Consider the following 24,648-nt stretch of genomic DNA (forward strand, 5'->3'; position numbering starts at 1 on the left):
CGGGGCGGCGTGCGGGGCCCGGCACCGGGGATGAGTGCCGCCGCCTGTGACGGATACCTTTAGGACGTGCAGCCAGCAAGTGAATCCCCCCAGCGGCAGGGCCGACTCCACCGCGCGCGTGTGCTCTACCAGAACGTCTCCAAACGCAGGACCACGTGGCTGCTCCTCAAGGACACCGTCAACTCCTGCATGGAGTACCGGATCCTGGGCCTCGCCGCCGAGGCCGCGTTCTTCACGCTGCTGTCGGTGCCGCCGCTGCTGTTGTCGCTGGTCGGGCTGCTCGCGTACGTCGACGCGTGGACCGGCGCCAACACCATCGAGGGCGTCCGGGACAACATCCTGGAGGCCTCGCGCACGGTCCTGTCCGATCAAGGCGTGAAAGAGATTGCAGAACCGATCCTGGACGACGTCCTCAAGGGCGGCCGCCCCGACGTCATCTCCATCGGCTTCCTCATCTCGCTGTGGTCGGGCTCCCGCGCGGTCTCCACGTTCGTGGACACGGTGACGGTGATGTACGGCCTCGACGGCGTGCGCGGCATCGTCAAGACGCGGCTGCTCGCCTTCCTGCTGTTCCTGGTGGGGCTCGTCGTCGGGTCGATCGCGCTGCCGCTGATGATCGCCGGGCCGGACGCGGTGATCGCCCTCGTGCCGTGGTCGGAGACGCTGGTCCAGATTCTGTACTGGCCGGTCGTCCTCGTGCTGTCGATCGCCTTCCTCACGACGCTGTACCACGTGTCGGTGCCGGTGCGGTCGCCCTGGATCGAGGACGTGCCCGGAGCCCTCGTAGCCCTCGCGATGTGGATCCCGGGCAGCTTTCTGCTCCGCCTGTACCTCACGAACACCATCGAGGGCCCGACGATCTACGGCTCACTCGCGGCGCCGGTCGCCGTGCTGCTGTGGATCGGCGTCTCGGCCTTCGCGGTGCTGGTCGGGGCCGCCGTGAACGCCGCGATCGACCGGGTGTGGCCGTCCGTGGCCACCGCCGCGGCGCGGGCGGCCAACGACCGGGGACGGGGGGCTGCCGCCGGGCGCCGGGACGTCTCCGCCGGGCCGGGCTTCTTCGGCTCCGGTGATCCGGAGGACGACGACGTCGACGACGGGCTCGGGGATCCGGACATGCCGTCCGAGTTCCCCGAGCGCTGGTCGAAGTTCCTGCCGCCGGAGGACGTCACGTCGCGGCTGCGGACGTCCCACACCCGCCGCGGCGAGGCTCCTCCGGAGGACCCCGACTCCTGACTCCCCGGCACCCTGCCGCCCCGCCGCTTTGGGCTCCCGCCCCGCCGCCCCGCCGCCTTGGGCTGGCGCCCGGCCCGCCCCGCCTTGGGCTCTCGCCCGGCCGTCTCCGGCGAGTCCCCCTAGCCTTGGGCAGTCTGCCGCCTGGGGCGGCAGGGTGGGCAAGGCGGCGCCCCGGTGCGGGGTGAGCGCTTCAAGGGGCGGTTGGTGCAGCGCCGTTGGCGGGTGCGTCCCGGTGGGGGCTGGTCGCGCAGTTCCCCGCGCCCCTGTCGGGGCGGGCAGTGACCCGCGATCACAGTGCCCCTCGCGGGGCGGGCTACTTCCAGGTGTCTGACGCGTAGGTCGAGAAGGGGCGTGCGGGGCGGCCCAGGAGCTGGGGGACGTCCTGGGTCAGGGAGGCGTTGCGGCCGTCCAGGAGGGCGGTGAAGAGGGCGATCAGGAAGTCGGCCTCCTCCTCGGGAACCCCCAACTCCCGCAGCGCGGCACCGTAGGCGGCCACCGGCACCGCGACATACCGCTTCACCTCACCGGCCGCCCGCCCGACCTCGGCCAACGCCTCCCCCCACGTCAACAGCTCCGGCCCGGTCAACTCCAGTACCCGGCCCCCGTACCGCCCCGCGGGCCCCCGCAGCACGGCCACCGCCACCTCGGCGACGTCCCGCACGTCGATGAACGGCTCCCGCAGCGCGTCCGGCGCCGCGAAGGCCAGTTCGGGCCCGCGGACCTGGTCCGCCAACGGCCCCTCACCGAAGTTCTGCGCGAACCACGCGCACCGCAGCACCGTCCACTCCGCCCCCGGCACCCGCAGCGCCTCCTCCGCCGGCCGCGCCAGTTCCTCCCCGCGCGCCGAGAGCAGGACGAGCCTGCGCACCCCGAGCGAGACCGCCCGCCGCGCCAGCGCCCCCACCGCGGCGGCCGCGTCCGGCGCGCCGATGTCCGACGGATACGCGAGATACGCCCCGTCGGCGCCGCGCAGCGCCGCGTCCCACGTCCCCGGATCCGTCCAGTCGAACGGCACCTCGCCCGAGCGGGAGGCCGCCCGCACCGTGAGCCCCGCCGCCCGCGCCGCCTCCGCGACCCTGCTTCCCGTCCGTCCCGTCGCTCCGGTCACCAGTACCGTCATCGTGTTCCCGCTGTTCTCTGTCATGCGTCCACTCAACTGCCCCGCCGGGCAGCCGGACATCGCCGAACCGCTCACCTCCATACGCGTCCGTCTAGGCTGGCCGCATGGACGTCTTCGCAGGGCTCCTGGAGGGACCGCGGGCACGCGGCGCCTTCATGATCAGGGCCTCGTTCGAGCTGCCGTGGGCGGTGCGGATCGCCGACGAGGCACCGCTCACCGTCATGATCATGGTCGAGGGCGACGCCTGGATCCTGCCCGGGCCCGGGGGAGCGGACGGCACCACCGGCAAGCCGCTGCACATCCGCCCCGGCGACATCGCCATCGCCCGCGGCCCGGCCCCGTACGTCGCGTGCGACGACCCGGCGACCGCGCCGCGCGCCGAGATCGGCCCCGGCCAGGTGTGCCGGCCGCTCGGCCCCGAGCACGCCGGCCGCTACCGGGACCTCGGCGTGCGGGAGTGGGGCGAGTCCCCGGACGGGCCCGCGCAGATGCTCATCGGCACGTACCAGATGCGCGGCGAGATCACCGCCCGCCTCCTGGACGCGCTGCCGCCGCTGCTCGTCCTGCCGACCGAGGTGTGGCAGTGCCCGCTGACCCCGCTCGTCGCCGAGGAGATCGTGAAGGACGAGCCGGGCCAGGAGGTCGTGCTCGACCGGCTGCTCGACCTGCTGCTGATCGCGTCGCTGCGGGCCTGGTTCGCGCGCCCGGAGGCCGACGCGCCCGCCTGGTACCGGGCGCTCGGCGACCCCGTGGTCGGTCGGGCGCTGCGCCTCGTCCAGGACGACCCCGCCCACCCGTGGAGCGTCACCGAACTCGCCGAGAGGTCCGGGGTGTCCAGGGCCGCGCTCGCCCGCCGCTTCACCGACCTCGTGGGCGAGCCCCCGATGACGTACCTCACGGGCTGGCGGCTCGCGCTCGCCGCGGACGCGCTGCGCGACGGCGACGGCGGGCTCACCGTCGCGGCGATCGCGCGCCGGGTCGGGTACGGCAGCGCGTTCGCCCTGTCGAGCGCGTTCAAGCGGGAGTACGGGGTGAGCCCCCAGGAGTACCGGTCATGACGGGCGACGGCGGATACACGGAGCGGGCCGCCGGGATGCCGGGCGCGGTGCTGTGGACGCGCACGATCGACCCGGCGCACGGCCCCGTCGCGCCCGTGCTGCCCGACGGCTGCATGGACCTGCTGTGGCTGGCGGGCAGCACGGGGGAGCTGCGGATCGCGGGCCCCGACACCCGCGCCCACCGCCCCGCCCCGTCCGGCGTCACCCGGTACGCGGGCATCCGGTTCGCCCCGGGCGCCGCCCCCGCCTGGCTGGGCGTCCCGGCCCACGAACTGCGCGACCGCGGTGTCGGCCTGGCCGATCTGTGGCCGTCCGCGCGGGTGCGCCGCCTCACCGAGCGGATCGGCGCGGCCGCCGACCCGGCCGCCGAACTGGAGGCCGTCGCCGTCCGGCTCGCGGCGGCGGCCCCGCCCGACCCGCTGCTCGCCGGGATCGTGCGCTCGCTGCGCTCCGGCGCGACCGTCGCCGAGACCGCCCGGCTGACGGGCCTCGGCCCCCGGCTCCTGCACCGCCGGTCCCTGACGGCGTTCGGCTACGGCCCCAAGACGCTCGCCCGCGTCCTGCGCCTCCAGCGCGCCCTCGCACTGGCCCGCGCGGGCGTCCCCTTCGCCGAGACGGCGGCCCGCGCCGGGTACACGGACCAGGCCCATCTCTCGCGCGACGTCAAGGACTTGACGGGCCTGACGCTGCGCGGTCTCGTCTGAGCCGGTGAGCCACCGAGCCCGCTACGCGAACAGGTCGATCTGATTGCCGTCCGGATCGAGCACCACCGCGTACCGCTGCCCCCAGGGCGCGTCGAACGGCTTGCTCTCGCCGTGATGGCCGGCGGCCGTCACCCGCTCGTACGCCGCGTCGACCCCGGCCGCGTCACCGCAGTGGAAGGCCAGCGCGATCCGGCCGCGGACCTGGTCCGCCGTGCTCTCGACGGGGTCGAACATCAGCCGGATCCCACCGGCCAGTTCCGTCTCCACGTGCGGCTGCCGCTCGGCGCCCTCGGGGAACGTGAGGCCGAGGAGCCGGTAGAAGGCGAGGGACGCCGCCAGATCGGAGGTGGCGACGCCGATGGCGTCCATGCGCATGCTGATGTCGGTCATGCGCCTCACCGTAGGCGGACGGCACGCCACCGGTCTTGTACGAAACGGACGCCGTCCCTCGTCCCGGGCCGCGTGCGACGTTCCCGGCCCGCGCGCGACCACGGGTAGCGTCGGGCCCATGAACACCAGCGCGTTCCCCGACGGCCCCGGCTCCCTGGCGTCCGCCCTGCGCGGCGACGCGGCGATCGTGCTCGACGGTGGGCTGTCCAACCAGCTGGAGGCCGCCGGGCACGACCTGAGCGACGCGCTGTGGTCGGCGCGGCTGCTCGCCGAGCACCCCGAGGCGATCGTCGCCGCGCACCGCGCCTACTACGAGGCGGGCGCGAGCGTCGCCATCACCGCGAGCTACCAGGCCACCTTCGAGGGGTTCGCGCGGCACGGCATCGGGCACGGGCACGCCGCCGAACTGATGTCGCTGAGCGTCGAGTTGGCGCGGGAGGCGGCGCGGCAGGCGGGGGTCGGGCGACCGCTGTGGGTCGCCGCGTCCGCCGGTCCTTACGGGGCGATGCTCGCCGACGGTTCGGAGTACCGGGGCCGGTACGGGCTGAGCGTCGCCGAGCTGGAGCGGTTCCACCGGCCCCGCCTCGAAGCGCTCGCCGGGGCACGACCGGACGTCCTCGCGCTGGAGACCGTCCCCGACGCCGACGAGGCCCGCGCACTGCTGCGGGCGGTGCGCGGACTCGGGGTCCCGGCCTGGCTCTCGTACAGCGTCGACGGCGAGCGCACCCGCGCGGGCCAGCCGCTCGGCGAGGCGTTCGCCCTCGCCGCCGACGTCCCGGAGATCATCGCGGTCGGGGTGAACTGCTGTGCGCCCGAGGACGTGGACCGCGCGGTCGAACTGGCGGCGCGGAGCACCGGGAAGCCGGTGGTGGTCTATCCGAACAGCGGCGAGACCTGGGACGCGCGGGCCCGCCGGTGGGCCGGGCAGGGCTCGTTCTCCGGGCAGCGGGTGGCCGGCTGGCGCGACCGGGGGGCACGGCTGATCGGGGGATGCTGCCGGGTCGGCCCCGCGGCGATCGCCCGTATCGGCCCGAGCCTCGCCCGACCGGGCCCGGGGTGAGGGGCGCGGCTCACGGCTTGAGGGCGACCGCCCCGTAGATGTTGATGTCCTCGTCCCGTACGTCGCCGATGCCGCGCCGCGCGGCCACCTCCAGGGCGTCGAGGCCCGCCGTGTCCTCCGGCTCCAGGCCGGAGCCGTGCCACGTGCCGTCCGGGCGCCAGCGGTGGACCGGGACCACGCCCGGGTCGACCGGTTTCAGGCCGTTGTCGGTGAGCAGGCGGAGCACGTCCTCGCGGGAGCGGAGCGTGAAGTCCAGGCCCGTCGCCCGCAGGGCGGGGAGCAGGGTGTCCGGGTTGAGGTCGGCGGTGAGGTGGGTGAGGAGGACGGCGCTGCCGGACGGCAGGGCGTCGAGCAGCGTCGCCACGATCTCGTCCGCCGCCGGCGACTCCATGAAGTGCAGGATCGCCGCGAGACCCAGCGCCACCGGCTGTTCCGGGTCCAGGGTGGCGCGGGCGCCGAAGAGGATCGCGTGCGGGTCGCGCAGATCGGCGTCGAGGTAGGCGGTGCGCCCCTCGGGGCCGCCGGTCAGCAGTGCGCGGGCGTGCGCGAGGACCACCGGGTCGTGGTCGACGTACACGACCCGCGCGTCGGGCACCACGGACTGCGCGATCTCGTGCACGTTCGGCGCGGTGGGCAGCCCGGTGCCGATGTCGAGGAACTGGCGCAGTCCCGCCTCGCGGGTCAGGTGCAGCACCGCGCGCCGGATGAAGTCGCGGTTGTGCCGCACGTCGAGATAGCCGCGCGGATTGTGTTCCAGGGACTTGAGGGTGGCGGCGCGGTCGACGGGGTAGTGGTTGCGGCCGCCGAGGAGCGCGTCGTAGACGCGCGACGGGTGGGGGCGCGTGGTGTCGATGCGGTCGCGGATCCGGGCGGCGGTGTCCGGGTCCGTGTCGGCGGGCCCTTCGGGTGCGGGAGAGGTTCTCGGGGCCGGTGCGGAGTCGCTCATCGGGTGTCCCTGTCGCGTTCGGAGGAGCGGGTGAGGGGATCGGGCAGGGCACACGGTAACCCGGTGACCTGTGGGACAAGTCCCCTTCCGGCGAAGCGCGTTGGAGCGCCACCGGACCGGTCCGCGGCGCGGTGCGGGGAGCGTGCCCCGCACCGCGCGCCGGTCACGGGCGGACCGTCAGCACCAGCTTGCCGGTGACCCGGCCCGTCTCGCCCTCCTCGTGCGCCTTCGCGGCGTCGGCGAGCGGATAGGTCTGCGAGACGTGCACCCGCAGCCTGCCCTCCTCGACCAGACCGGCGACGGCCCGCAGGCCCGCCTGGTCGTGCTCGACCAGCATCGCGGTGGCCCGCACGCCCAGCTCCCGGGCCCGGGCCGGGACCTCGCCGAACCCGTTCGGGAGGATCGAGACGAGGATGCCGCCGGGCCGCAGCACCTCCAGCGAACGCAGCCGGGTCTCCTCGCCGAGCGTGTCGAGGACGACGTCGACGTCGCGGGCCTGCGCACGGAAGTCCTGGGTGCGGTAGTCGATGACCTCGTCGGCGCCGAGCGAGCGGACGAAGTCGTGCTTGGGCGCCGACGCGGTGCCGATGACGTACGCGCCGCGCGCCTTCGCGATCTGCACGGCGACATGCCCGACACCGCCCGCGGCGGCGTGCACGAGGACCCGCTGGCCCGGCCGCACGTCGGCGAGGTCGACGAGCGCCTGCCAGGCGGTCAGCGAGACCAGCGGCAGCGCGCCCGCCTCGACGGGGTCGAGCCCGGCGGGCCGGGGCACGAAGGCGCGGGCGGGCCCGGTGACGTACTCGGCGTGCGCACCGGCGCCGTACGGGTACGGCAGCATGCCCATCACCTCGTCGCCGGGCTTGTGCAGGGCCACACCGACACCGACGGCCTCCACGACGCCGGACACGTCCCAGCCGAGCGTGAACGGCGGCTTGCCCAGGAAGGCGCCGAACCTGCGGTGCTTCCAGTCCGTCGGGTTCACCCCCGCCGCGTGCACGGCCACCAGGATCTGGCCGACGCCCGGCTCCGGCCGGGCGGTCTCGATCTCCTCGAGCACGTCGGGTTCGCCGAGGGCGTTCTGGCTGATGGCCTTCATGGTGGGCTGCGCGGGCTGGTCGCCGTTGTTCTTGGTCATGTGTCCAGCCTGCGCCGGGGCCACCGCCCCGGCAATGGCAAGATGGTCATTAACCGATAGGATCGTGCCATGACTCAGGCTCCCGCCCGGACCGGTTCCGCCCGGCCCGTCGACTTCCGTACGACACCGCCGCACCGCGTCGTCGTGCTCGCCCTCGACGGTGTGTACCCCTTCGAGCTGGGCATCCCGAACCGGGTCTTCCCGATGGTCCCGGGCGCGTACGACGTGGTGACGTGCGCGGCGACGCAGGACCGCACGGTGGCGACGAACGCCGACTTCACCGTCACCGTCGGGCACGGCCCGGAGGCCCTGGAGACGGCGGACACGGTCGTCGTGCCCCCGTTCGACCTGCGCTTCCTCTCGGCCGAGCTGCCGGAGCCGGTGCGCGCCGCGCTGGCCCGGATCCGGCCCGGCACCCGGATCGTCTCCATCTGCACCGGCGCGTTCACCCTCGCCGCGGCCGGCCTGCTCGACGGGCGGCCCGCGACGACGCACTGGGCGCTCGCCGACCTGTTCCGCCGGATGTTCCCGCACATCGCCCTGGATCCGGACGTGCTCTTCGTCGACGACGGCGACGTGCTCACCTCGGCGGGCGCCGCGTCCGGCGTCGACGTGTGCCTGCACGTGGTCCGCTCCGACCACGGCAGCGCCGTCGCGAACCGGGTGGCCAGGCACTGCGTGGTGCCGCCGTGGCGCGACGGCGGCCAGGCCCAGTACATCGAGCAGCCGATGCCGGAGGAGGACGGCACCGGCACCGCCGACACCCGCGCCTGGGTCCTGCGGAACCTGGAACGGCCGCTGACGCTCGGCGAGTTGGCCGATCATGCCCGGATGAGCCGGCGCACCTTCGCCCGGCGCTTCCAGGAGGAGACCGGTACCAGCCCCGGCCGCTGGATCGTCCAGCAGCGGGTGCACCGGGCCCGGCAGTTGCTCGAGACCAGCGATCTGCCGGTGGACCGGATCGCCGCCGAGGTGGGCTTCGCCACGGGCACCTCGCTGCGCCAGCACCTGCACGCGGCCATCGGGGTGTCGCCGCGCGACTACCGGCGGACGTTCAGGGCGGAGGCCCTGGAGGGGGCCCGCGGCTGAACCGGCGGGCCCCGGGGCAGGCCCTACAGCGCGGTCGCCACGATCGCCCGCAGCTGCGCCACGATCGCCACCCTGTTCCTTACGAACTCCGGGTCGGTGACGGTGCCCGTCGCCGGATCCGTGTTGGTGCCCGCGAACTGCAGCACCGGCGTGTGGACATGGCCGCCGGGCAGGCTGTCGTGCAGGCCGAGCCGGTCGCGGAGCAGGGTCGCGCGGTAGGCGATCTCGTTGGAGAGATAGTCGCCGCCGCCACCCGCGCGCGCCGTCGAGCCGGGGGTCGGGCCGTCCGGGCGGACGACGGGGTCCGTGGCGCCCGCCGGGATCTCGGTCACCGACGTGTGGTCGTACACCGGGAAGGATCCGGTGTCCGCGGCCGTGATCCTCGCGTACGGCAGCGTCGTCGACGTCCACTGCGGCTGGGTGGCCGGATCGCCGACGGGGACGGTCCCGGTGTCCGAGACGTTGTCGTTGTCCGGATAGCCGCCCCGCCAGGCGCCGTTGGTCCGCTCGATGTCGAAGCGGCCGACGCGGCCCTGGCTGACCGTGGTGAACAGGTCGACCTTCGGCAGGACCCCCTTGAGCGCCCGCTCCACGGTGCCGTCAGCGAAGTCCTTCCACAGCACGGGGAACGTGACGGCCTCGATCCGGGCGGGCCCGTCCGCCGTCCGGACCACCGTGCCGTCGAGGGCGAGGGCCGCGGCGCCGGACGGGTTGGAGCGGCGTACGTCGATGTCGAGCTGGAACGGGTCGAAGCCGGTCACGAAGACCCGCTTCAGGCCCTTGCCGCGCGGATAGCCGATGTCGTCCTGCCCGCGCGAGGCCCGGTCGAGCCGGTCGAGGAGCGAGGCCCTGCGGGTCTCGCTCAGCCCGAACCCCGGCTCCCAGGAACGCAGTTCACGCGTCATCGAAAGCCGTGCCCAGTACAGCGGCCGGTCGTCGTCGCGGCTGAGATCACCGCCGGCGGGCCCGCGCCCCTGCACCCGGTCCACCGCCCGGCGCCACAGCCGCGCCCCTTCCCGGGCGACGGCACGCTCGGCCTGCCCGTAGGTGCGGGCACCGGCCAGCGCCCGCTCGAACCGGGGCGCCGCCTCGTCGAAGCCGGAGCGGCGCAGGATCTCCCGAGGTGCGGCCCGGTCGAGCCGGGCCTCCTCGACGGTGCCGGTGGCGGTGGTGGCCGCGGCTGCCGGAAGCGGGGCGGTGAGCCCCGTCAGCAGTACGACACCGAGAACGGTGAGACGAACACGTGGCGCTCTCAAGGGAGTTCGGTCCTCTCGGTCGGCGATCAAGTCGTCGATGAGGACCGTAGCGCGATCAGTCGCCGATGTCGGCAGGGTCCCAGCGCTCCAGATCCCGCAGCCAGGCCCGCGCCGAACTGTCCGACGGCATCCGCCAGTCGCCGCGCGGCGAGAGCGAACCGCCGGCCGACACCTTCGGCCCGTTCGGCATCGCGGACCGCTTGAACTGGGCGAACTGGAAGAACCGGCGGCAGAAGTACTCCAGCCAGTGCCGGATCTCCGCCAGCTCGTACGCCTTGTGGTCGGCGTCCGGGAACCCGGGCGGCCACGCCCCCGCAGTGGCGTCCCGCCACGCGTGCCACGCCATGAACGCGATCTTCGTGGGCCGGAACCCGTACCGCAGCACGTAGAACAGCGTGAAGTCGTGCAGCGCGTACGGGCCGATCTTCGACTCGGTCGACTGGAGCTCCTCGCCCGGCACGAGCTCCGGGCTGATCTCCGTGTCGAGGATCGCGGTGAGGATCTCCCCGGCGTCGTCCCCGAACTGCCCGCTGCTGACCACCCACCGGATCAGGTGCTGGATCAGCGTCTTCGGCACGCCGCTGTTGACGTTGTAGTGGCTCATCTGGTCGCCGACGCCGTACGTGCACCAGCCGAGCGCCAGCTCGGACAGGTCGCCGGTGCCGAGGACGATGCCGCCGCGCTGGTTGGCCAGCCGGAAAAGGTAGTCCGTCCGCAGTCCGGCCTGCACGTTCTCGAAGGTGACGTCGTAGACCGGGTCGCCGCCCGCGAACGGGTGGTCCATCTCCTTCAGCATCAGCCGCGCGGTGTCGGTGATGTCCAGCTCGGCGGCGGTGACACCGAGGGACTTCATCAGCGCGTGCGCGTTGGACTTGGTGTGCTCGCCGGTCGCGAACCCCGGCATGGTGAAGGCGAGGATGTCGCTGCGCGGCCGCCCCGCCCGGTCCATCGCGCGGGCGGCGACGATCAGCGCGTGCGTCGAGTCGAGCCCGCCGGACACCCCGATCACGATCTTCGGGTCACCGATCGCGCCGAGCCGCTGCACCAGGCCCGCGACCTGGATGTTGTACGCCTCGTAGCAGTCCTGGGCGAGCCGCTCGGCGTCCGCCGGCACGAACGGGAACCGCTCCAGGACGCGGCGCAGCCCGAAGTCGGTCGCGGGCGCGTCGAGGCGGAAGGGGATGCGGCGGAAGTCGCCGGTGCGCGCGGCGTGCGTGCGCCGGTTGTCGTCGAAGGTGCCCTGGCGCTGCCGCTCCTGGCGCAGCAGGTCCAGGTCGATGTCGGCGATCGCGGCCCGGTCGCCCAGCGGGAAGCGCTCCGTCTCGTCGAGCAGCGTCCCGTTCTCGTAGATCATCGTCTGCCCGTCCCACGACAGGTCCGTGGTGGACTCACCGAGACCGGCGGCCGCGTAGACGTAGGCGGCGAGGTAGCGGGACGACGCCGACCGGCAGAGCAGCTTGCGGTCCTCGGCGCGGCCGACCGTGATCGGGCTGCCGGACAGGTTGGCGATCACGGTCGCGCCGGCGAGGGCCGCCTCCGCGGCGGGCGGCACCGGCACCCACATGTCCTCGCAGATCTCGACGTGCAGCACGAGGCCGGTCACGTCGTCGGCGGCGAACAGCAGATCCACGCCGAACGGCACCTCGGCGCCGCCGAGCCGGATCGTTCCGCCGCGCTCGGCGTCACCGGCCGCGATCTGGCGGCGCTCGTAGAACTCCCGGTAGTTCGGCAGGTACGACTTCGGGGCCACGCCGAGGATCCGGCCCCGGTGCACGACGACCGCGCAGTTGTAGATCCGGTCCCGGTGGCGCAGCGGCGCGCCGACCACGAGTACCGGCAGCAGCTCGGCGGATCCGGCGACGACGCTCTCCAGCGCCTGCTCCACCTCGTCGAGCACGACGTCCTGCAACAGCAGGTCCTCGATGGAGTAGCCGCAGAGCCCCAGCTCGGGGAAGACCGCGACGGCCACCCCGTCCGCGGCGCGCTCACGGGCCTGGCGCAGGATCGCCTCGGCGTTGGCGTGCGGATCGGCGATGGCGGCGTGCCCGGTGCATGCCGCTACCCGCGCGAATCCCTGACTGTAGATCGACCGGAAGTTCACGCGTCCCATGATGTCAAGCGGGTGGGAGTGGTGCCTGCGGGGGGTTTCTTCGGGGGCGGGGCTGTTTCGCCGCCGGGTGCGCGTGCGTCGTGGCCGGTCGCGCAGTTCCCCGCGCCCCTGGAGGCCGTCACTCGTGGGAGGGCTGGTGCGCGTGACGCCAGTACTGGCGCTGCTTGTCGTCCCGGACGACGACGCCGAGCCGCCACAGTTCCGCGCGCAGCTCCCGCGCCTCCTCGGCGTTGCCGTCCCCGCCGCGGGCCGTGGCGCGGGCCCGCAGCAGCGCGTCCGCTCCCACGGGCAGTCCGGCGGCTCCCGGAACCCAGCGGGCGAAGGCGTCCCCGTGCGGGTCCGCGTCCGCCCAGCGGTACCCGTGCGCGGTGAGGGCGGCGGCGAGCCGCGGCCACGGCAGACCGCTCTCCTCCCGCGCGATCTCGGCGCCGTCCGGTCCGAGCAGCACGAGATGCTTGCCGTCCCGGAAGGCGACGGCGACCTCAGCGCGCGGAAACTCCTGGGTGTCGCCCTTGAGGGTGAGGGCGACGTGCTCGTCGCCGACCGTGACCGACAGCGACTCGTCCACGGCGAGGAACCCGACGAGCAGGCCCGCCAGCGCCCCCACGCCGACCGCGCCGACGCTGCGCCAGGGCTCGTCGACCGAGGTCAGCAGCTCGGCCGGCCCCTGCAACGGCGCCCACGGCAGCGTCACGAGCCAGGCGGCGAGCAGGCGGGCGGCGCCGCCGAGCACCGCGCCGCCCGCGACGCACACGAGCACGGTCAGCCAGGCCGGTTCGGCGAGGGCGGTGGTCCCGGTCGCGGTCCGCGCGCCTGCGCGGGATGTCTTCTCGGTGTTCACGCGTCCGATTCTGGGCGCCGCCGGTGCGGCAGGCGTCCGCCGATGGTCCATGACCGGTGCGACTTTCGTCGCGATCGACGGAGGCAGGGGCTCAGCGTCGGGCCCACCCGTCGAGCGTCAGGCCCAGCGGCTCCACCACCTGCCGCCGCAGCCACTCCACCCGCCCCGCGTCGTACCCTCGCGGCGCCACCTCCACCCACATGATCAGATACAGGTACGCCTGATAGAGCGCGAGCCGCCGCCGTCCGCCCTCGTCGATCACCGCCGGGCCACCCGCCGCCCGGTACCCGGCCAGGAAGTCCTCGTCCCGCTCGATGTCCCCGAACAGCGCGAGCGACACGAACTCGGCCAAAGGGTCTCCCCAGAAGGCCCGTTCGGCATCGATCAGAGCGCTGACGTGCCCGTCCTCCACGAGGATGTTCCCGTCCCACAGGTCGAAGTGGACGAGCCGCGGCACGGTCACCTCGTCCAGCAACGCGCCGTGCCCGGCGAACAGTTCCCGTACCTCGTCGACGGGCCGGGGGAGCGCGACGCCGAACCGCTCGGCGTCCAGCAGAATGGCGTCGACCATCCCGAGGAACGCCTCCCGCCAGGTGCCGCGCAGGGGCCCCAGAGACCGCGCGGGATATCCGAACCCGTCACCCTCCAACGCGTGGAGACCGGCGACGTACGTCCCCAACTCGCCGCGCATCAAACGCCGTTCCTCCTCACTCATTTTCTCCCCGACCTCGGACCACGGCCTGCCCGCACACTCCGACATCACGAGATGACCGGCCGTGGCAGGCGCCAGCGCGACGGGCGTGGGCACTCCGACCGCCCCGTCCCGCACCACCTCGTAGAACCACGCCTCGGTCCCGAGGATCCCCTCCTCGTACCGCAGCACGGGCACGTCCGCCCCGGGCGCCAGCTTCACCACGATCCCGGCGCCCCCGCCCGAACGGCGCACCCGGAACACCGTGTTGAACGTGCCGCCGTCGAGTTCTTCGTACGCGCCGACATCCCCCCACGCGACACCCGCCGCGGCCAGCGCGCCGGCGAGCCGTTCCCGCATACCGCCACCCCTGCTCATCGTTCACTCCTTGGCTGCGACACATCCTCTTGAGCGAATCACCGGCAACCTTTCGCGCACCGGCGGCGACCAGATCACCGGACGGCCGCGGCACACCGCACCGCTCGCCCCACGCCCGCGGAAGCCCCCCGCCTCGGCGCGCAGAGGGTGGTCGGCGCGGCGGTGGCGGGCGTCCCGGCCGGGGCGGCGCACGGGACCGTCGCCCCGGCCGTCCAGAGCGGGCCTACTCCACCTCGCGGAAGACGAAGGCGAACTCGGCGGGCTCCGGAGTCAGGCGGTACCGCGGCAGCGTGCCCGGGCCGCATGACTGGGAGCCGATGCCCTGCTGGGCGTGGTCGAGGTTCACCCACACCGTGTCGCCCTCCCGCACGAGGTCCGTACGGTGCTCGGCCGCGTCCAGCCGCTCCGTCGTCCAGCGGCGGGCCGTGAAGAAGAACGCCGGGTCGCCCTCGACCCGCAGCCCGCCCAGCTCGGCCCACCGCACGTCGGCCCGCGCCCCGTTCTCCTGCGGCCGCAGATACGGGGTCTGGAGTGCGTCCACGTCGGAGTGCCACAGGCCGACGGCCGACGCCTCCTTCGTGTCCGGGTACGCCTCGCCCGGGCCGCCGCCGAACCAGCGGACCCGGTCCGCGCCCCCGGGCAGGCCGAGCCGCACGCCGAGCCGGGGCAGCGGCAGCCGCCAGTCGCCCTCCGGCGCCACCGACACCGTCAGCCGCAACCGGCTCGCGTCGGCGGTCCAGCGGTAGACGGCCCGCAGGCCGAGGTCCCGGCCGGCCGGAGCGACCCGGGCCCGCACGGTCAGCGCGTCGTCACCCAACTCCACCCCATCCACGCGGTGTTGCATGCGGTGCAGGCCGAACTCCCGCCAGCGAAGGCCGAGTCGTTCCCCGTCCTGCCAGCTCGCCCCGTTGTCGTTGTCGGTCGGCGCCCGCCACACGTCCAGCCGTGGCGCGAGCACCTCGACCCCGCCGATCGTGCGCAGTTCGCCGGTGCGCGCGTCGAACGCGGCCGGGCCGAGCGTGACCAGCCGCTCACCCAGGACCGGACGGTCGTCGAACACCCCGGCCGGAGCGGGCCGGTGCGCCGCGACCGCCTCGCCCCAGGCCACCTCGTGACCGTCGCCGTCGAGGGCGCGCACCGTCCACTGCGTCTCCGCGCCCCGGCGGTCGACAGGCGGCGCGGGCAGCTTGACCTCGGCACTCTCGCCGGGGCCGAGCGCGGGCACCACGAGCGAGCCCGCCTCCACCGTCTCGCCGTCCACCTGGTACGACCACTCGAAGGAGAGGTGCGACAGATCGCGGAAGTCGAAGCGGTTGGTGACGCGCGCCGTGCCGGACGGGCCGTCGACCGCGATCAGGACCGGCTCGATCACCTTCTTGAACTCGGCCAGGCCGGGCGACGGGGTGCGGTCGGGGAAGACGAGCCCGTCGCACACGAAGTTGCCGTCGTGCAGCTCCTCGCCGAAGTCACCGCCGTACGCGTACCCGAACCGGTCGTCGGCGATCCCGTGGTCGATCCACTCCCACACGAACGCGCCCTGAAGACGGCCGTACCGCTCGAACAGCCGCTGATAGTCGGCGAGTCCGCCGGGGCCGTTGCCCATCGCGTGCGCGTACTCGCACAGGATGAAGGGCAGCCCGCGACGCCGCTCCGGACCGCCGTCCAGGCCCCGCCCGATCCGCTCGACCTCGGCGTGATCGGCGTACATCCGTGAATAGACGTCCGTGTCACGGCAGTCGGCGTCGCCCTCGTAGTGCACCAGGCGCTCCGGGTCGCGGCCGCGGATCCACTCGGCCATGGCGGTCAGCCCGCGCCCGGTGCCCGCCTCGTTGCCCAGCGACCACATCACCACCGACGGATGGTTCTTGTCGCGCTCCACCGTGCGGGCCGCGCGGTCCAGGAGGGCCGGGGTCCAGCGGTCGTCGTCGACGGGGTTGTCGCGCCAGCCCTGCTCGACGAAGCCGTGGGTCTCCAGGTCGCACTCGTCGACGACCCACAGACCGTACTCGTCGCACAGGTCGAGGAAGGCCGGGTGCGGCGGATAGTGCGAGGTGCGGACGGCGTTGATGTTGTGCTTCTTCATCAACTCGACGTCGTGGCGCATCGTTTCGAGGTCGAGGGCGCGGCCGTGCTCGGGGTGCCACTCGTGCCGGTTGACGCCCTTGAAGAGGACCGGGGTGCCGTTGACCTTGATCAGGCCGTCCTCCAAGGCCACCGTCCGGAACCCGACGCGCAGCGGCACGCGCTCGCCGTCCGTGGCCAGCTCGCCCGCGTACAGGCGCGGTGTCTCCGCCGTCCACGGCTCGACCGGCACGGTCACCGGCTCACCGGTCGCGACGTCGATCCCCAGCTCGGGCACGGTGACCCGGCCGTCCACGTCACTGTCGACGCGCAGCGTGCCCAGACCGGCGGTGTGGTCGTAGGAGGCGTGCGTGAAGAAGTCCAGGACGCAGCCCGCCGGCCGGTGCAGCAGCGTCACGTCCCGGAAGATGCCGGGCAGCCACCACTGGTCCTGGTCCTCCAGGTACGAGCCCGACGACCACTGGTGGACACGGACCGAGAGGGTGTTCCCGGCCGGCTTCAGCAGCTGCCCGACCGCGAACTCGTGCGGCAGCCGGCTGCCCTTGAACTCGCCGAGGTCCGTGCCGTTCAGCCACACCCGCGCACACGACTCGACCCCGTCGAACCGCAGCACGGCGCCACCGCCCGCGCCCGCGTCCGGCCAGTCGTCCGGCAGGTCGAAGACGCGCAGGTGGTCACCGGTCGGGTTCTCGGTGGGCACGTGCGGCGGGTCGACGGGGAACGGGTAGAGGTGGTTCGTGTAGACCGGGGCACCGAACGCGCCGTCGCCCTGGAGGACCCAGTGGCCGGGCACCCGCACCTCGGGCCAGTCCCCGGCGTCGTATCCCTCGGCGGCGAAGGACGCGTCGTACGCGTCGGCGGTCGGCGCCACCCGCAGCCGCCACGCGCCGTTCAGCGACAGCGCGTGCGCGGACGAAGCTGCGTACCAACTGCGCGGCGGGAGCGCTCCCGAACCCGGCAGGACGTCATCGACATACGAGAAGGACATGTGTCTCCCAGCAGCAGTGCGACTGCGCCTCACGCTAGATGTCCTGGCGGAAGAGCTGGGAGAAAAGGTGGCGAAAGTCCAACAAGTGGCATGAAAGTCCAGCAGGGAGAGGGAAGGTCAGGGCTTCGGCAAGAGCTCGCGCACGAAGGTGTTGGCGAACTTGCCCGCGGGGTCGAGCCGCCGTGCGAGCGCACCGAAGTCGGCGGCCCGCGGATAGCGCGCGGCGATCCGGGCGGGCTCGGCGGTGAACACCTTCCCCCAGTGCGGCCGCGCGTCGACGTCCCGCAGCCGGTCCTCGACCAGCGACACGACCGGCAGGACGCGCGCCGTGTCCGCGACCCACGTGAAGTGGAAGGCGACCGTGTCCCGCCCGTACGCCGGGCTCAGCCACTGCGCGTCGGCGGCCACGGTCCGCACCTCGCAGACCTGGAGCACCGGCGCGATCCGGTCCCGTACGCCGTCCAGCGCGGCCAGTGCCGCGACCGCGCGCTCGCGCGGCAGCAGGTACTCCGACTGGAGCTCCTCGCCGCTGCTGGGGGTGAACTCGGCCCGGAAGTGGGGCAGTCGCTCGTGCCAGGGTCCCGGCACACCGAACTGCTCGGTGCAGTTGACCGCGGGCATGCCCGGCACGGGGTGCTGCTTGTCCGTGGCCGGCTCGGCCCACGGGAAGTCGACGGACAGCGGGTGCCGCTGCTTCACCCACACCTGGTCGAAGTGCGGCCCGCGCCACTTGGTGAACAGACTCACGCTGTACGCGGACGAGGTGACGGCCTCGAAGTCCAGCCCCTGGAAAGGCAGTTCACGGAAGACGTGCTGGCTCACCTCGTAGTCCGGCTCCACGTCCAGGGTGAGGGAGAGGACGACGCCGAGCGCGCCCAGCGAGACGACGGCGCCGTCGAAGCCGTCGTCGCCGCGCGCGAGGGTGACGGTCTCGCCGTTCCCGGTGACGATCTCCACGGCGCGGACCGCCTCGGCGAGCGACTTGTTGCCGTTGCCCGAGCCGTGGGTGCCGGTCGCCACCGAACCGGCCACCGAGATGTGCGGCAGGGACGCCATGTTCGGCAGCGCGAGGCCGTGGGCGTGCAGCTGCGCCGCCAGCTCGGCGTAGCGGACGCCGCCGCCGACCCGTACCGTGCGCGCGGCCGTGTCGATGTCGATCCCCGCGGGGAGGGCGCCCAGCGAGACCAGGGTGCCGTCGCGGGCTTCGTCCACGTCGGCGATCCGGTTGAAGGAGTGGCCGCTGCCGAGGACCCGGACGTGCGGGCTCCGCGCCACGAGCTGCCGCAAGGCGTCGGGGGTGGCCGGGCGGTGTACGGCGTCGGCGGAGAAGGTGATGTTGCGGGCCCAGTTCATGGGGCGGGTGTCGGGCATGGCGGTCGGCCTTTCATGCGGTCCTGGGGCCGATTGGATCACGGGCGGGGTTCCGTGGTCCCGGGGGCCCGCCAGGCGGTTCCCCGCGCCCCTGGGTCGTCCTTCGTCCGCGGCCCGGTGGCCGCTTCTCGCGCAGTTCCCCGCGCCCCTGAGATGCGCACTGCGTGCGCCCCCAGGGGAAGGCGCGCGAAGCGCAGCCTTCAGGGGCGCGGGGAACTGCGCGACCGGCCACGACGAGAGCCGCGCGTGGTCGGGCACGGGCTGTGCCGAGCTGGATCGGTTGCCTGGGGGCGCGGGGAACTGCGCGACCGGCCACGACGAGAGCCGCGCGTGGGTGGCGGCGCCGGTGACGGTCGGATCAGGCCGAGCCCCGTCGGACCAGCTCCGTCGGCAAGATCACCGCGGCCGGATCCTCCCCGCTGATCTGCGCGAGCAGCACCCGCACCATCTCCGAGCTGATCCGGTCCAGCGGATGCCGAATCGTGGTCAGCTCCGGCTGCGTGGCGAGCGCCGCTGGCGAGTCGTCGAACCCCCCGATCGCCACATCCTCCGGCACCCGCAGCCCGGCCCGCCCCAGCGCCCCCATCACCCCCTGCGCCATGAGATCCGACGCCACGAACATCGCGTCGAACTCCACCCCGTCCGCGAGAAGCCGCTCCGCGGCGGCCTCACCGCCGGCCCGGCTGTAGTCACCGGTGACGATCAGCCGCTCGTCGACCGCGATCCCCGTCTCGGCCAGCACCTCCCGGTACCCGGCGAGCCGGTCCACCCCGCCCGGCGTGTCCAGCGGCCCGGTGACGGTGGCGATCCGGCGCCGCCCGAGCGACAGCAGGTGCCGCACCATGTCGCGCGCCCCGTCCCGGTCGTCGGCGGCGACGTAGCTGACCTTCCGCCCCGCCGCCCCGATCCCCATCGGCCGCCCGCACGCCACCAACGGCACCCCTGCGTCGCGCAGTTCGGCCGCGACCGGGTCCCCGGAGTGCGAGGAGACCAGCAGCACGCCGTCGACGTGGCCGGAGGTGATGTACCGCAGATTGCGCCGCCGCTCGTCCGGCGTGCCCGCGATCATCAGCAGCAGGGTGATGTCGCGCTCGGCGAGCGCCTTGGTGCAGGCGCGCAGCAGCACATTGAAGTTCGGGTCCTCGAAGAACCTCTCCTGCGGCTCCGTCAGCAGGAACGCCACCGAGTCCGAGCGGCCGGTGCTGAGACTGCGGGCGTGCCGGTTGACGACGTAGCCCGTCTTCTTGATGGCGGCCTCCACCGACTGCCGGGCCGCGGGCGAGACGTAGTGCCCGCCGTTGAGATAGCGGGAGACGGTACCGCGGGACACCCCCGCCACCCGTGCCACGTCGTGGATGGTGGGCGGCTTGCGGCGTTCGTTCGGGCTGGTGGTCATGGTCCTCGATCGTGCGGGGGTGGAGCGGGCAGGGGCGGTGCGGTGCGTCCGCGGGTGGGGTCGTGCCGGTCCGGAACCCTCCGCCCCGGGAAGGTCCGGACCAGGGCGTCACGACTTGATGGAACCACTCAACAGGTCGAGAGACCAGAACCGCTGGATCACCAGGAACAGCCCGATCAGCGGGAGGACCGCCAGCAGACACCCCATGATGACGAGAGTGTAGAGCGCGGGCTGCGACGCGCCCTGGGCGAGCAGGGTGTACAGCCCGAGTGTCAGCGGGAACTTGGTGTCGTCGGCCAGCATCACGTACGGCAGCAGGAAGTTGTTCCAGATGCCGACGAACTGGAAGAGGAACACCGTGATCAGGCCCGGCATCATCATCGGGACGGCGATCCGGGTGAAGATGCGGAACTCTCCGGCGCCGTCCATCCGCGCCGCCTCGAGGAGTTCGGCGGGCACGGCCGCGCTCGCGTAGACCCGCATCAGGTAGACGCCGTACGGGGAGAGGATCGACGGCAGCAGCATCGACCAGTACGAGTCGGCGAGGTCCAGCTCGGACATGAGCAGGTACTGCGGGACCGCCAGGACGATGCCCGGGACCAGCACCCCGGCCAGCATCAGCTTGAAGACGAACTCCCGACCGCGGAAGGCGAACCGGCCGAGCGCGTAGCCACCCGCCGCCGACACCGTCGCGGAGAGCAGGGCGCCGAGGCCCGCGTAGAAGGCCGAGTTCGCCATCCACTGCCAGTAGATGCCGTCGCGGTACGTCGACAGGTCGTGCAGATTGTCGAGGAGACCGGAGCCGGGGGCGAAGGTGAACGTGGAGAACAGCTCGGAGCGGCTCTTGGTGGCGGCGATCACCACCCAGGCGATCGGCACCAGGCAGTACAGCGCGCCCAGGATCAGCACGAGGGTGGGCACCCAGGCGGTGCGCCGGCCGGTGGCACGGGCCGTACGGGTGTCCGTGGCGCCCCGGGTCAGGGTCAGGGACGTCATGCCGGGTCCTCCCGGGTGAAGCGGTCGGAGACGCGCAGCAGCGCGAACGAGAGGAGGAAGGTCGCGGCGGCCAGCACCACGGCCGTGGCCGACGCCCCGTACAGGTCGTTGGTGCCGAACGCGGCGTTGTAGATCGCGAGCAGCGGGCTCCAGGTGCTGGAGATGCCGTTGCTGATCGGTTGCAGCGCCTTGGGCTCGGTGAAGACCTGGAGGGTGGCGATCACCGAGAAGAAGAAGGTGAGCACGAGGGACGGCAGCACGATCGGGATCTTGATCCGCAGGGCGATCTTCACGTCGGAGGCGCCGTCGATGCGGGCCGCCTCGTAGATCTCCTGCGGGATGGCGCGCAGCGCCGTGTAGATCACGATCATGTTGAAGCCGGTGCCGCCCCAGACCGCGATGTTGGCGAAGGTGAGGTAGAGCGTGCCGCCGCTGAACAGGTCGGGCTCGGGCAGGTCGAGCGCGCGCAGGACGTAGTAGAAGGGACTGACGTCCGGCAGGTACAGGAAGCCCCACATCAGCGCGGCGATGATGCCCGGCACGGCGTACGGCAGGAAGATCGCCAGCCGTGAGAAGGATCCGGCGCGCAGCTTCGGGGTGTCCAGCATCAGGGCGAAGACCAGGGCGAGGCCCAGCATCGTCGGGATGACGATGAGGCCGTAGCCGAAGGCGCGCAGGACGCTGTGGCCGAACTCGGAGTTCTGCAGCACGGCCGTGTAGTTGGCGAGGCCGTTCCAGACCTCCTGGCGGGCGCCCGAGCCGAGCCCCGCGCCCTGCACCTCCACCTTGTGCAGGCTGATCCAGATCGCGTAGCCGATGGGCACGACCGTGAACGCGGCGAAGAGCAGGAGCGTCGGCAGGAGGAACCAGTACGGCGCGCCGCGCCCCCGGCGCCGGACCCGGACCGGCCGGCCCGGAACCGGGCCGGCGGCGGACGGAGTGCTGGTCATCCGGCGGCCACCTTGAAGCCCTGCTTCTTCATGTCGGCGTACGTCTTGTCCTGCATCACGCCGACCGAGGAGACGAACTGGGACTTCTTCTTCGCCTTGCAGGCCTTGCCGAAGCTGTCCATGAAGGCGTCGTAGCAGGTCTGCACGTTCGGGCCCCAGGCCGAGGCGACGGCGGTGTCGGAGATCGTGGCGGCCTCGTCGTAGAAGTCCTTCTGGTTCGTGAAGAACGCGGGCGTCTCCAGGACGTCACCGGACTGGGCCTCGGTGGCGGCCGGGTAGATGCCGGCGTGCTCGACCAGCGCGGCCAGGGCCTCCGGATCGGTGTTGAGCCACGTGATGAACTCCACCGCGGCGGCCTTGTGCTTCGAGTCGGTGGACACGCCCGTCGAGGAGCCGCCCCAGCTGCCGGTCCTGTTCTCGCCCTCGCTCCACTGCGGCAGCGGCGCCATCCGCCACTTGCCCTTGGTGTCGGGGGCGGAGGAGACCAGGACGCCCGGCGCCCACACGGCCGAGACCCAGACCAGGTTCGTGCCCTTGTTCAGGGCGTTGTTCCACTGCGGGGTGTACATCTTCTGGTTGTCGACGACCCCCTCCTCGACGAGTCCGCCCCAGAACCCGGCGACCTTCTCGGTGGCCGCGTCGTCGACGGCGACGGTCCACGTGCCGTCGCCGTCCACGGTCCACCACTTGGCGCCGGCCTGCTGGGCGAGACCGGCGAACAGGCCGGAGTCGTTGGAGGAGAAGGTGGTCAGGAAGGCGTCGGGGTCGGCCTTCTTCGCGGCGCGGGCCACCTCGGCGAACTCGTCCCAGGTCTTCGGGACGGACAGCTCGTACTTCTCGAACAGGTCCTCGCGGTAGTAGAACATCAGCGGCCCGGAGTCCTGCGGTATCGCGTAGAGCGCGTCCGTGCCCAGCGTGACCATGCCCCAGGTGCCCTCGGCGAACTTGGACTTCAGCTCCTTCGCCTCCTTGGCCAGATCGGCGAGGACGTCGTTGGAGACCAGGGTCGGCAGCGACTGGTACTCGACCTGGATCAGGTCGGGGGCGTTGCCCGCCTTCTTCGCTGTGATCAGCTTGGTGACGATCTCGCCGCCGCTGGCCTGCTTGGACACCGTCACCGTGATGTCGGGGTGCTTCTTGTTCCAGATCGCGGCGACCTTCTCCATGTTCGGCGCCCACGACCAGTACGTGAGCCGGACCGGACCGGACTCGGTGCCGGAGTCGCTGTCGTCGGAGCCGCCGCAGGCGGCGAGGGTACCGGCGAGACCGGTGGCGAGCGTGCCGGCGAGGACGGAGCGCCTGCGGATTTCACGACGGTGGATCGACATCTTCATCTCCCCTGGAAGACGGGTCCGCGCCGGGTGTCCCTGAGGGTCCCCGTGGGGGGCTCCGCGCCGTGACGGCGTGGGCACGAGAGGCAGGAAGGCCGGGCGGCTGTGCACGATGGGTCGTGCTGTTCTGTGATCGTGCACAGTAGAGAATTGTTTCGTTCCCTTGTCAATGAGTGCGGTTGAGGGTTACTTACTTGTTGCCAGTGCATGTCGTGACCCGAGAATCCTGTGCCCGGTTACAGCCTTGAAAGGACCCTCATGCGCAGACGAACCGTCCTGACCGCCGCCGCGGCCGGAGCCCTCACCGCGCCCGTGCTCGGCGCCGCCCCGGCCCTCGCGGCAGCCGGCGCGCCCGGCCGGCCGCGGGGCCTGGAGATCCGGGGCTGCGACATCTCCTCGCTGCCCAAGGACGAGGCCCACGGCGCCGTCTACCGCTACGCCGACGGCAAGCAGGACGACCCCGTCCGCATCCTCGCCCGCGCCGGGGTCACCCACGCCCGGCTCAAGGTCTGGCTCGACCCGGCCGACGGCTACAACACCAAGCGCCGGATCCTGCCGCTGGCCCGCCGCCTCCGGAAGGAGGGCATCGGCATCTGGATCGACTTCCACTACTCCGACACCTGGGCCGACCCGTCGAAGCAGTACAAGCCCGCCGCCTGGGCCGGACTCGACGTCGCGGGCCTGACCCGCGCCGTCCGCGACCACACCGCCGACGTGCTCGGCGCCCTGCGCCGCCAGGGCACCCCGGCCGACCTCGTGCAGGTCGGCAACGAGATCAACGGCGGACTGGTGTGGCCCGAGGGCAAGAACTGGGGCGACGGCTCCGGCGGCTGGGACGTCACCGCGAAGTTCCTCCGGGCGGGGCTCCAGGCCGTCCGCGACACGACGCCCCGGGCCCGCACGATGCTGCACATCGCCTCCGGCGGCGACAACGCCACCTCCCGCTGGTGGTTCGACAATGCGATCACTACGTACGGGCTCGACTTCGACATCATCGCCCAGTCGTACTACCCCTTCTGGCACGGCGACCTGGCGACGGCGGCCGCCAACTTCGCCGATCTGGCGGCCCGTTACGACAAGCCCGTCGTGATCGCCGAGACGGGTTACCCCTTCACGCTGGAGAGCGAGGACGCCACCAACGACATCCTCAACAGCGAGTCCCAGCTCACCGAGGGCTTCCCCGCGACCCCGAAGGGCCAGGCCGACTGGCTGCGCGCCGTCGCCGACCTCCAGGCCGGCGTCCCCGGGGGCAAGGGGCTCGGCTACTGCTACTGGGAAGGCGTGTGGACCTATCGGGCGGGCGACGGCTGGGACCCGGCCGATCCGGCGTCCGGCAATGCCTGGGAGAACCTGGCGCTGTTCGACTTCGGCGACCGTGCGTTGCCGGCGCTGGATGTTCTGGGCCGGTATCGGAGGTAGGGGTTCGTCGTCGGGTGCGGGCCACGTCGTGGCTGGTCGCGCAGTTCCCCGCGCCCCTGAAACGAGCTCCGCTCGTCCAGGGGAAGGGGGAACTGCGC

Annotated in this window: 20 protein-coding genes; 6 read left to right on the forward strand and 14 right to left on the reverse strand. The window is 72.8% G+C overall.

What is annotated here, in order from left to right:
* Positions 1-66 precede the first annotated feature (66 nt).
* Positions 67-1,236 (forward strand): YihY/virulence factor BrkB family protein, encoded by a 1,170-nt coding sequence (locus ABZ930_RS35380; protein ID WP_361557506.1) that lies wholly within the window; start codon positions 67-69, stop codon positions 1,234-1,236.
* 313 nt (positions 1,237-1,549) lie between these two features.
* Here the strand turns inward: ABZ930_RS35380 and ABZ930_RS35385 are convergent, their stop codons facing one another.
* Positions 1,550-2,380, reverse strand: coding sequence for an NAD(P)H-binding protein (locus ABZ930_RS35385; protein WP_361557510.1), 831 nt, complete (start codon positions 2,378-2,380; stop codon positions 1,550-1,552).
* An 80-nt stretch (positions 2,381-2,460) separates the two neighbouring features.
* Between ABZ930_RS35385 and ABZ930_RS35390 the strand changes: the two genes are divergently transcribed.
* On the forward strand, positions 2,461-3,414 hold the full coding sequence (locus tag ABZ930_RS35390; protein ID WP_361557513.1) for an AraC family transcriptional regulator: 954 nt from the start codon (positions 2,461-2,463) through the stop codon (positions 3,412-3,414).
* Positions 3,411-4,118, forward strand: coding sequence for a helix-turn-helix transcriptional regulator (locus ABZ930_RS35395; protein WP_361557516.1), 708 nt, complete (start codon positions 3,411-3,413; stop codon positions 4,116-4,118). Before ABZ930_RS35390 ends, ABZ930_RS35395 begins: the two co-directional genes overlap by 4 nt.
* Positions 4,119-4,139: 21 nt before the next feature.
* Here the strand turns inward: ABZ930_RS35395 and ABZ930_RS35400 are convergent, their stop codons facing one another.
* Positions 4,140-4,508: a VOC family protein gene (locus ABZ930_RS35400; RefSeq protein WP_361557519.1), complete on the reverse strand. Its 369-nt coding sequence runs from the start codon at positions 4,506-4,508 to the stop codon at positions 4,140-4,142.
* Positions 4,509-4,626: 118 nt separating this feature from the next.
* Here ABZ930_RS35400 and mmuM point away from each other — a divergent pair, with 118 nt between their 5' ends.
* Positions 4,627-5,568: a homocysteine S-methyltransferase gene (gene mmuM, locus ABZ930_RS35405; RefSeq protein ID WP_361557522.1), complete on the forward strand. Its 942-nt coding sequence runs from the start codon at positions 4,627-4,629 to the stop codon at positions 5,566-5,568.
* 10 nt (positions 5,569-5,578) lie between these two features.
* On the opposite strand, the gene ABZ930_RS35410 is transcribed toward mmuM, so the two are convergent.
* Both ABZ930_RS35410 and ABZ930_RS35415 read right to left on the reverse strand, forming a co-directional pair.
* A complete protein-coding gene (locus ABZ930_RS35410; protein ID WP_361557525.1) occupies positions 5,579-6,514 on the reverse strand; it encodes an SAM-dependent methyltransferase in 936 nt (311 codons plus the stop codon).
* A gap of 163 nt (positions 6,515-6,677) precedes the next feature.
* Entirely contained in the window at positions 6,678-7,652 is a 975-nt protein-coding gene (locus ABZ930_RS35415) for an NADP-dependent oxidoreductase (protein WP_361557528.1), read from the reverse strand.
* Between the two features lie 69 nt (positions 7,653-7,721).
* On the opposite strand from ABZ930_RS35415, the gene ABZ930_RS35420 reads away from it, so the two are divergent.
* Entirely contained in the window at positions 7,722-8,741 is a 1,020-nt protein-coding gene (locus tag ABZ930_RS35420; protein WP_361557531.1) for a helix-turn-helix domain-containing protein, read from the forward strand.
* 23 nt (positions 8,742-8,764) lie between these two features.
* Here the strand turns inward: ABZ930_RS35420 and ABZ930_RS35425 are convergent, their stop codons facing one another.
* The 10 genes from ABZ930_RS35425 to ABZ930_RS35470 all read right to left on the reverse strand — a co-directional run bounded on the left by ABZ930_RS35425 (position 8,765) and on the right by ABZ930_RS35470 (position 23,134).
* Positions 8,765-9,997 (reverse strand): pyroglutamyl peptidase, encoded by a 1,233-nt coding sequence (locus ABZ930_RS35425; protein ID WP_361557534.1) that lies wholly within the window; start codon positions 9,995-9,997, stop codon positions 8,765-8,767.
* A gap of 55 nt (positions 9,998-10,052) precedes the next feature.
* Positions 10,053-12,107: an NAD(+) synthase gene (locus ABZ930_RS35430; protein WP_361557537.1), complete on the reverse strand. Its 2,055-nt coding sequence runs from the start codon at positions 12,105-12,107 to the stop codon at positions 10,053-10,055.
* Between the two features lie 118 nt (positions 12,108-12,225).
* On the reverse strand, positions 12,226-12,948 hold the full coding sequence (locus tag ABZ930_RS35435; protein WP_361557540.1) for a hypothetical protein: 723 nt from the start codon (positions 12,946-12,948) through the stop codon (positions 12,226-12,228).
* A 91-nt stretch (positions 12,949-13,039) separates the two neighbouring features.
* A complete protein-coding gene (locus ABZ930_RS35440; protein WP_361557543.1) occupies positions 13,040-14,017 on the reverse strand; it encodes an aminoglycoside phosphotransferase family protein in 978 nt (325 codons plus the stop codon).
* 223 nt (positions 14,018-14,240) lie between these two features.
* On the reverse strand, positions 14,241-17,087 hold the full coding sequence (locus tag ABZ930_RS35445; RefSeq protein ID WP_361557545.1) for a glycoside hydrolase family 2 TIM barrel-domain containing protein: 2,847 nt from the start codon (positions 17,085-17,087) through the stop codon (positions 14,241-14,243).
* A gap of 117 nt (positions 17,088-17,204) precedes the next feature.
* A complete protein-coding gene (locus ABZ930_RS35450; protein ID WP_361557548.1) occupies positions 17,205-18,458 on the reverse strand; it encodes an FAD-binding protein in 1,254 nt (417 codons plus the stop codon).
* Between the two features lie 358 nt (positions 18,459-18,816).
* Positions 18,817-19,854 carry a LacI family DNA-binding transcriptional regulator gene (locus tag ABZ930_RS35455; protein ID WP_361557552.1) on the reverse strand — a complete coding sequence of 346 codons (1,038 nt, stop codon included), beginning with the start codon at positions 19,852-19,854 and terminating at the stop codon, positions 18,817-18,819.
* Between the two features lie 108 nt (positions 19,855-19,962).
* Entirely contained in the window at positions 19,963-20,850 is an 888-nt protein-coding gene (locus ABZ930_RS35460; protein ID WP_361557555.1) for a carbohydrate ABC transporter permease, read from the reverse strand.
* Positions 20,847-21,800: a sugar ABC transporter permease gene (locus ABZ930_RS35465; protein WP_361557558.1), complete on the reverse strand. Its 954-nt coding sequence runs from the start codon at positions 21,798-21,800 to the stop codon at positions 20,847-20,849. The genes ABZ930_RS35460 and ABZ930_RS35465 overlap by 4 nt, the downstream gene beginning before the upstream one ends.
* Positions 21,797-23,134 (reverse strand): extracellular solute-binding protein, encoded by a 1,338-nt coding sequence (locus tag ABZ930_RS35470; RefSeq protein ID WP_361557561.1) that lies wholly within the window; start codon positions 23,132-23,134, stop codon positions 21,797-21,799. Before ABZ930_RS35470 ends, ABZ930_RS35465 begins: the two co-directional genes overlap by 4 nt.
* A gap of 255 nt (positions 23,135-23,389) precedes the next feature.
* Here ABZ930_RS35470 and ABZ930_RS35475 point away from each other — a divergent pair, with 255 nt between their 5' ends.
* Positions 23,390-24,550 carry a glycosyl hydrolase 53 family protein gene (locus ABZ930_RS35475; protein ID WP_361557564.1) on the forward strand — a complete coding sequence of 387 codons (1,161 nt, stop codon included), beginning with the start codon at positions 23,390-23,392 and terminating at the stop codon, positions 24,548-24,550.
* Positions 24,551-24,648 lie beyond the last annotated feature (98 nt).

It is taken from the genome of Streptomyces sp. NPDC046716 (assembly GCF_040645755.1).
GTDB lineage: Bacteria > Actinomycetota > Actinomycetes > Streptomycetales > Streptomycetaceae > Streptomyces.

Coding starts and splice junctions, on each gene's coding strand:
- ABZ930_RS35460 (WP_361557555.1), bottom strand. CDS start 20,850: ATGACGTCCCTGACCCTGACCCGGGGCGCCACGGACACCCGTACGGCC.
- ABZ930_RS35470 (WP_361557561.1), bottom strand. CDS start 23,134: ATGAAGATGTCGATCCACCGTCGTGAAATCCGCAGGCGCTCCGTCCTC.
- ABZ930_RS35385 (WP_361557510.1), bottom strand. CDS start 2,380: ATGACAGAGAACAGCGGGAACACGATGACGGTACTGGTGACCGGAGCG.
- ABZ930_RS35410 (WP_361557525.1), bottom strand. CDS start 6,514: ATGAGCGACTCCGCACCGGCCCCGAGAACCTCTCCCGCACCCGAAGGG.
- ABZ930_RS35415 (WP_361557528.1), bottom strand. CDS start 7,652: ATGACCAAGAACAACGGCGACCAGCCCGCGCAGCCCACCATGAAGGCC.
- ABZ930_RS35475 (WP_361557564.1), top strand. CDS start 23,390: ATGCGCAGACGAACCGTCCTGACCGCCGCCGCGGCCGGAGCCCTCACC.
- ABZ930_RS35395 (WP_361557516.1), top strand. CDS start 3,411: ATGACGGGCGACGGCGGATACACGGAGCGGGCCGCCGGGATGCCGGGC.
- ABZ930_RS35450 (WP_361557548.1), bottom strand. CDS start 18,458: ATGCCCGACACCCGCCCCATGAACTGGGCCCGCAACATCACCTTCTCC.
- ABZ930_RS35440 (WP_361557543.1), bottom strand. CDS start 14,017: ATGAGCAGGGGTGGCGGTATGCGGGAACGGCTCGCCGGCGCGCTGGCC.
- ABZ930_RS35465 (WP_361557558.1), bottom strand. CDS start 21,800: ATGACCAGCACTCCGTCCGCCGCCGGCCCGGTTCCGGGCCGGCCGGTC.
- ABZ930_RS35445 (WP_361557545.1), bottom strand. CDS start 17,087: ATGTCCTTCTCGTATGTCGATGACGTCCTGCCGGGTTCGGGAGCGCTC.
- ABZ930_RS35455 (WP_361557552.1), bottom strand. CDS start 19,854: ATGACCACCAGCCCGAACGAACGCCGCAAGCCGCCCACCATCCACGAC.
- ABZ930_RS35430 (WP_361557537.1), bottom strand. CDS start 12,107: ATGGGACGCGTGAACTTCCGGTCGATCTACAGTCAGGGATTCGCGCGG.
- mmuM (WP_361557522.1), top strand. CDS start 4,627: ATGAACACCAGCGCGTTCCCCGACGGCCCCGGCTCCCTGGCGTCCGCC.
- ABZ930_RS35420 (WP_361557531.1), top strand. CDS start 7,722: ATGACTCAGGCTCCCGCCCGGACCGGTTCCGCCCGGCCCGTCGACTTC.
- ABZ930_RS35390 (WP_361557513.1), top strand. CDS start 2,461: ATGGACGTCTTCGCAGGGCTCCTGGAGGGACCGCGGGCACGCGGCGCC.
- ABZ930_RS35400 (WP_361557519.1), bottom strand. CDS start 4,508: ATGACCGACATCAGCATGCGCATGGACGCCATCGGCGTCGCCACCTCC.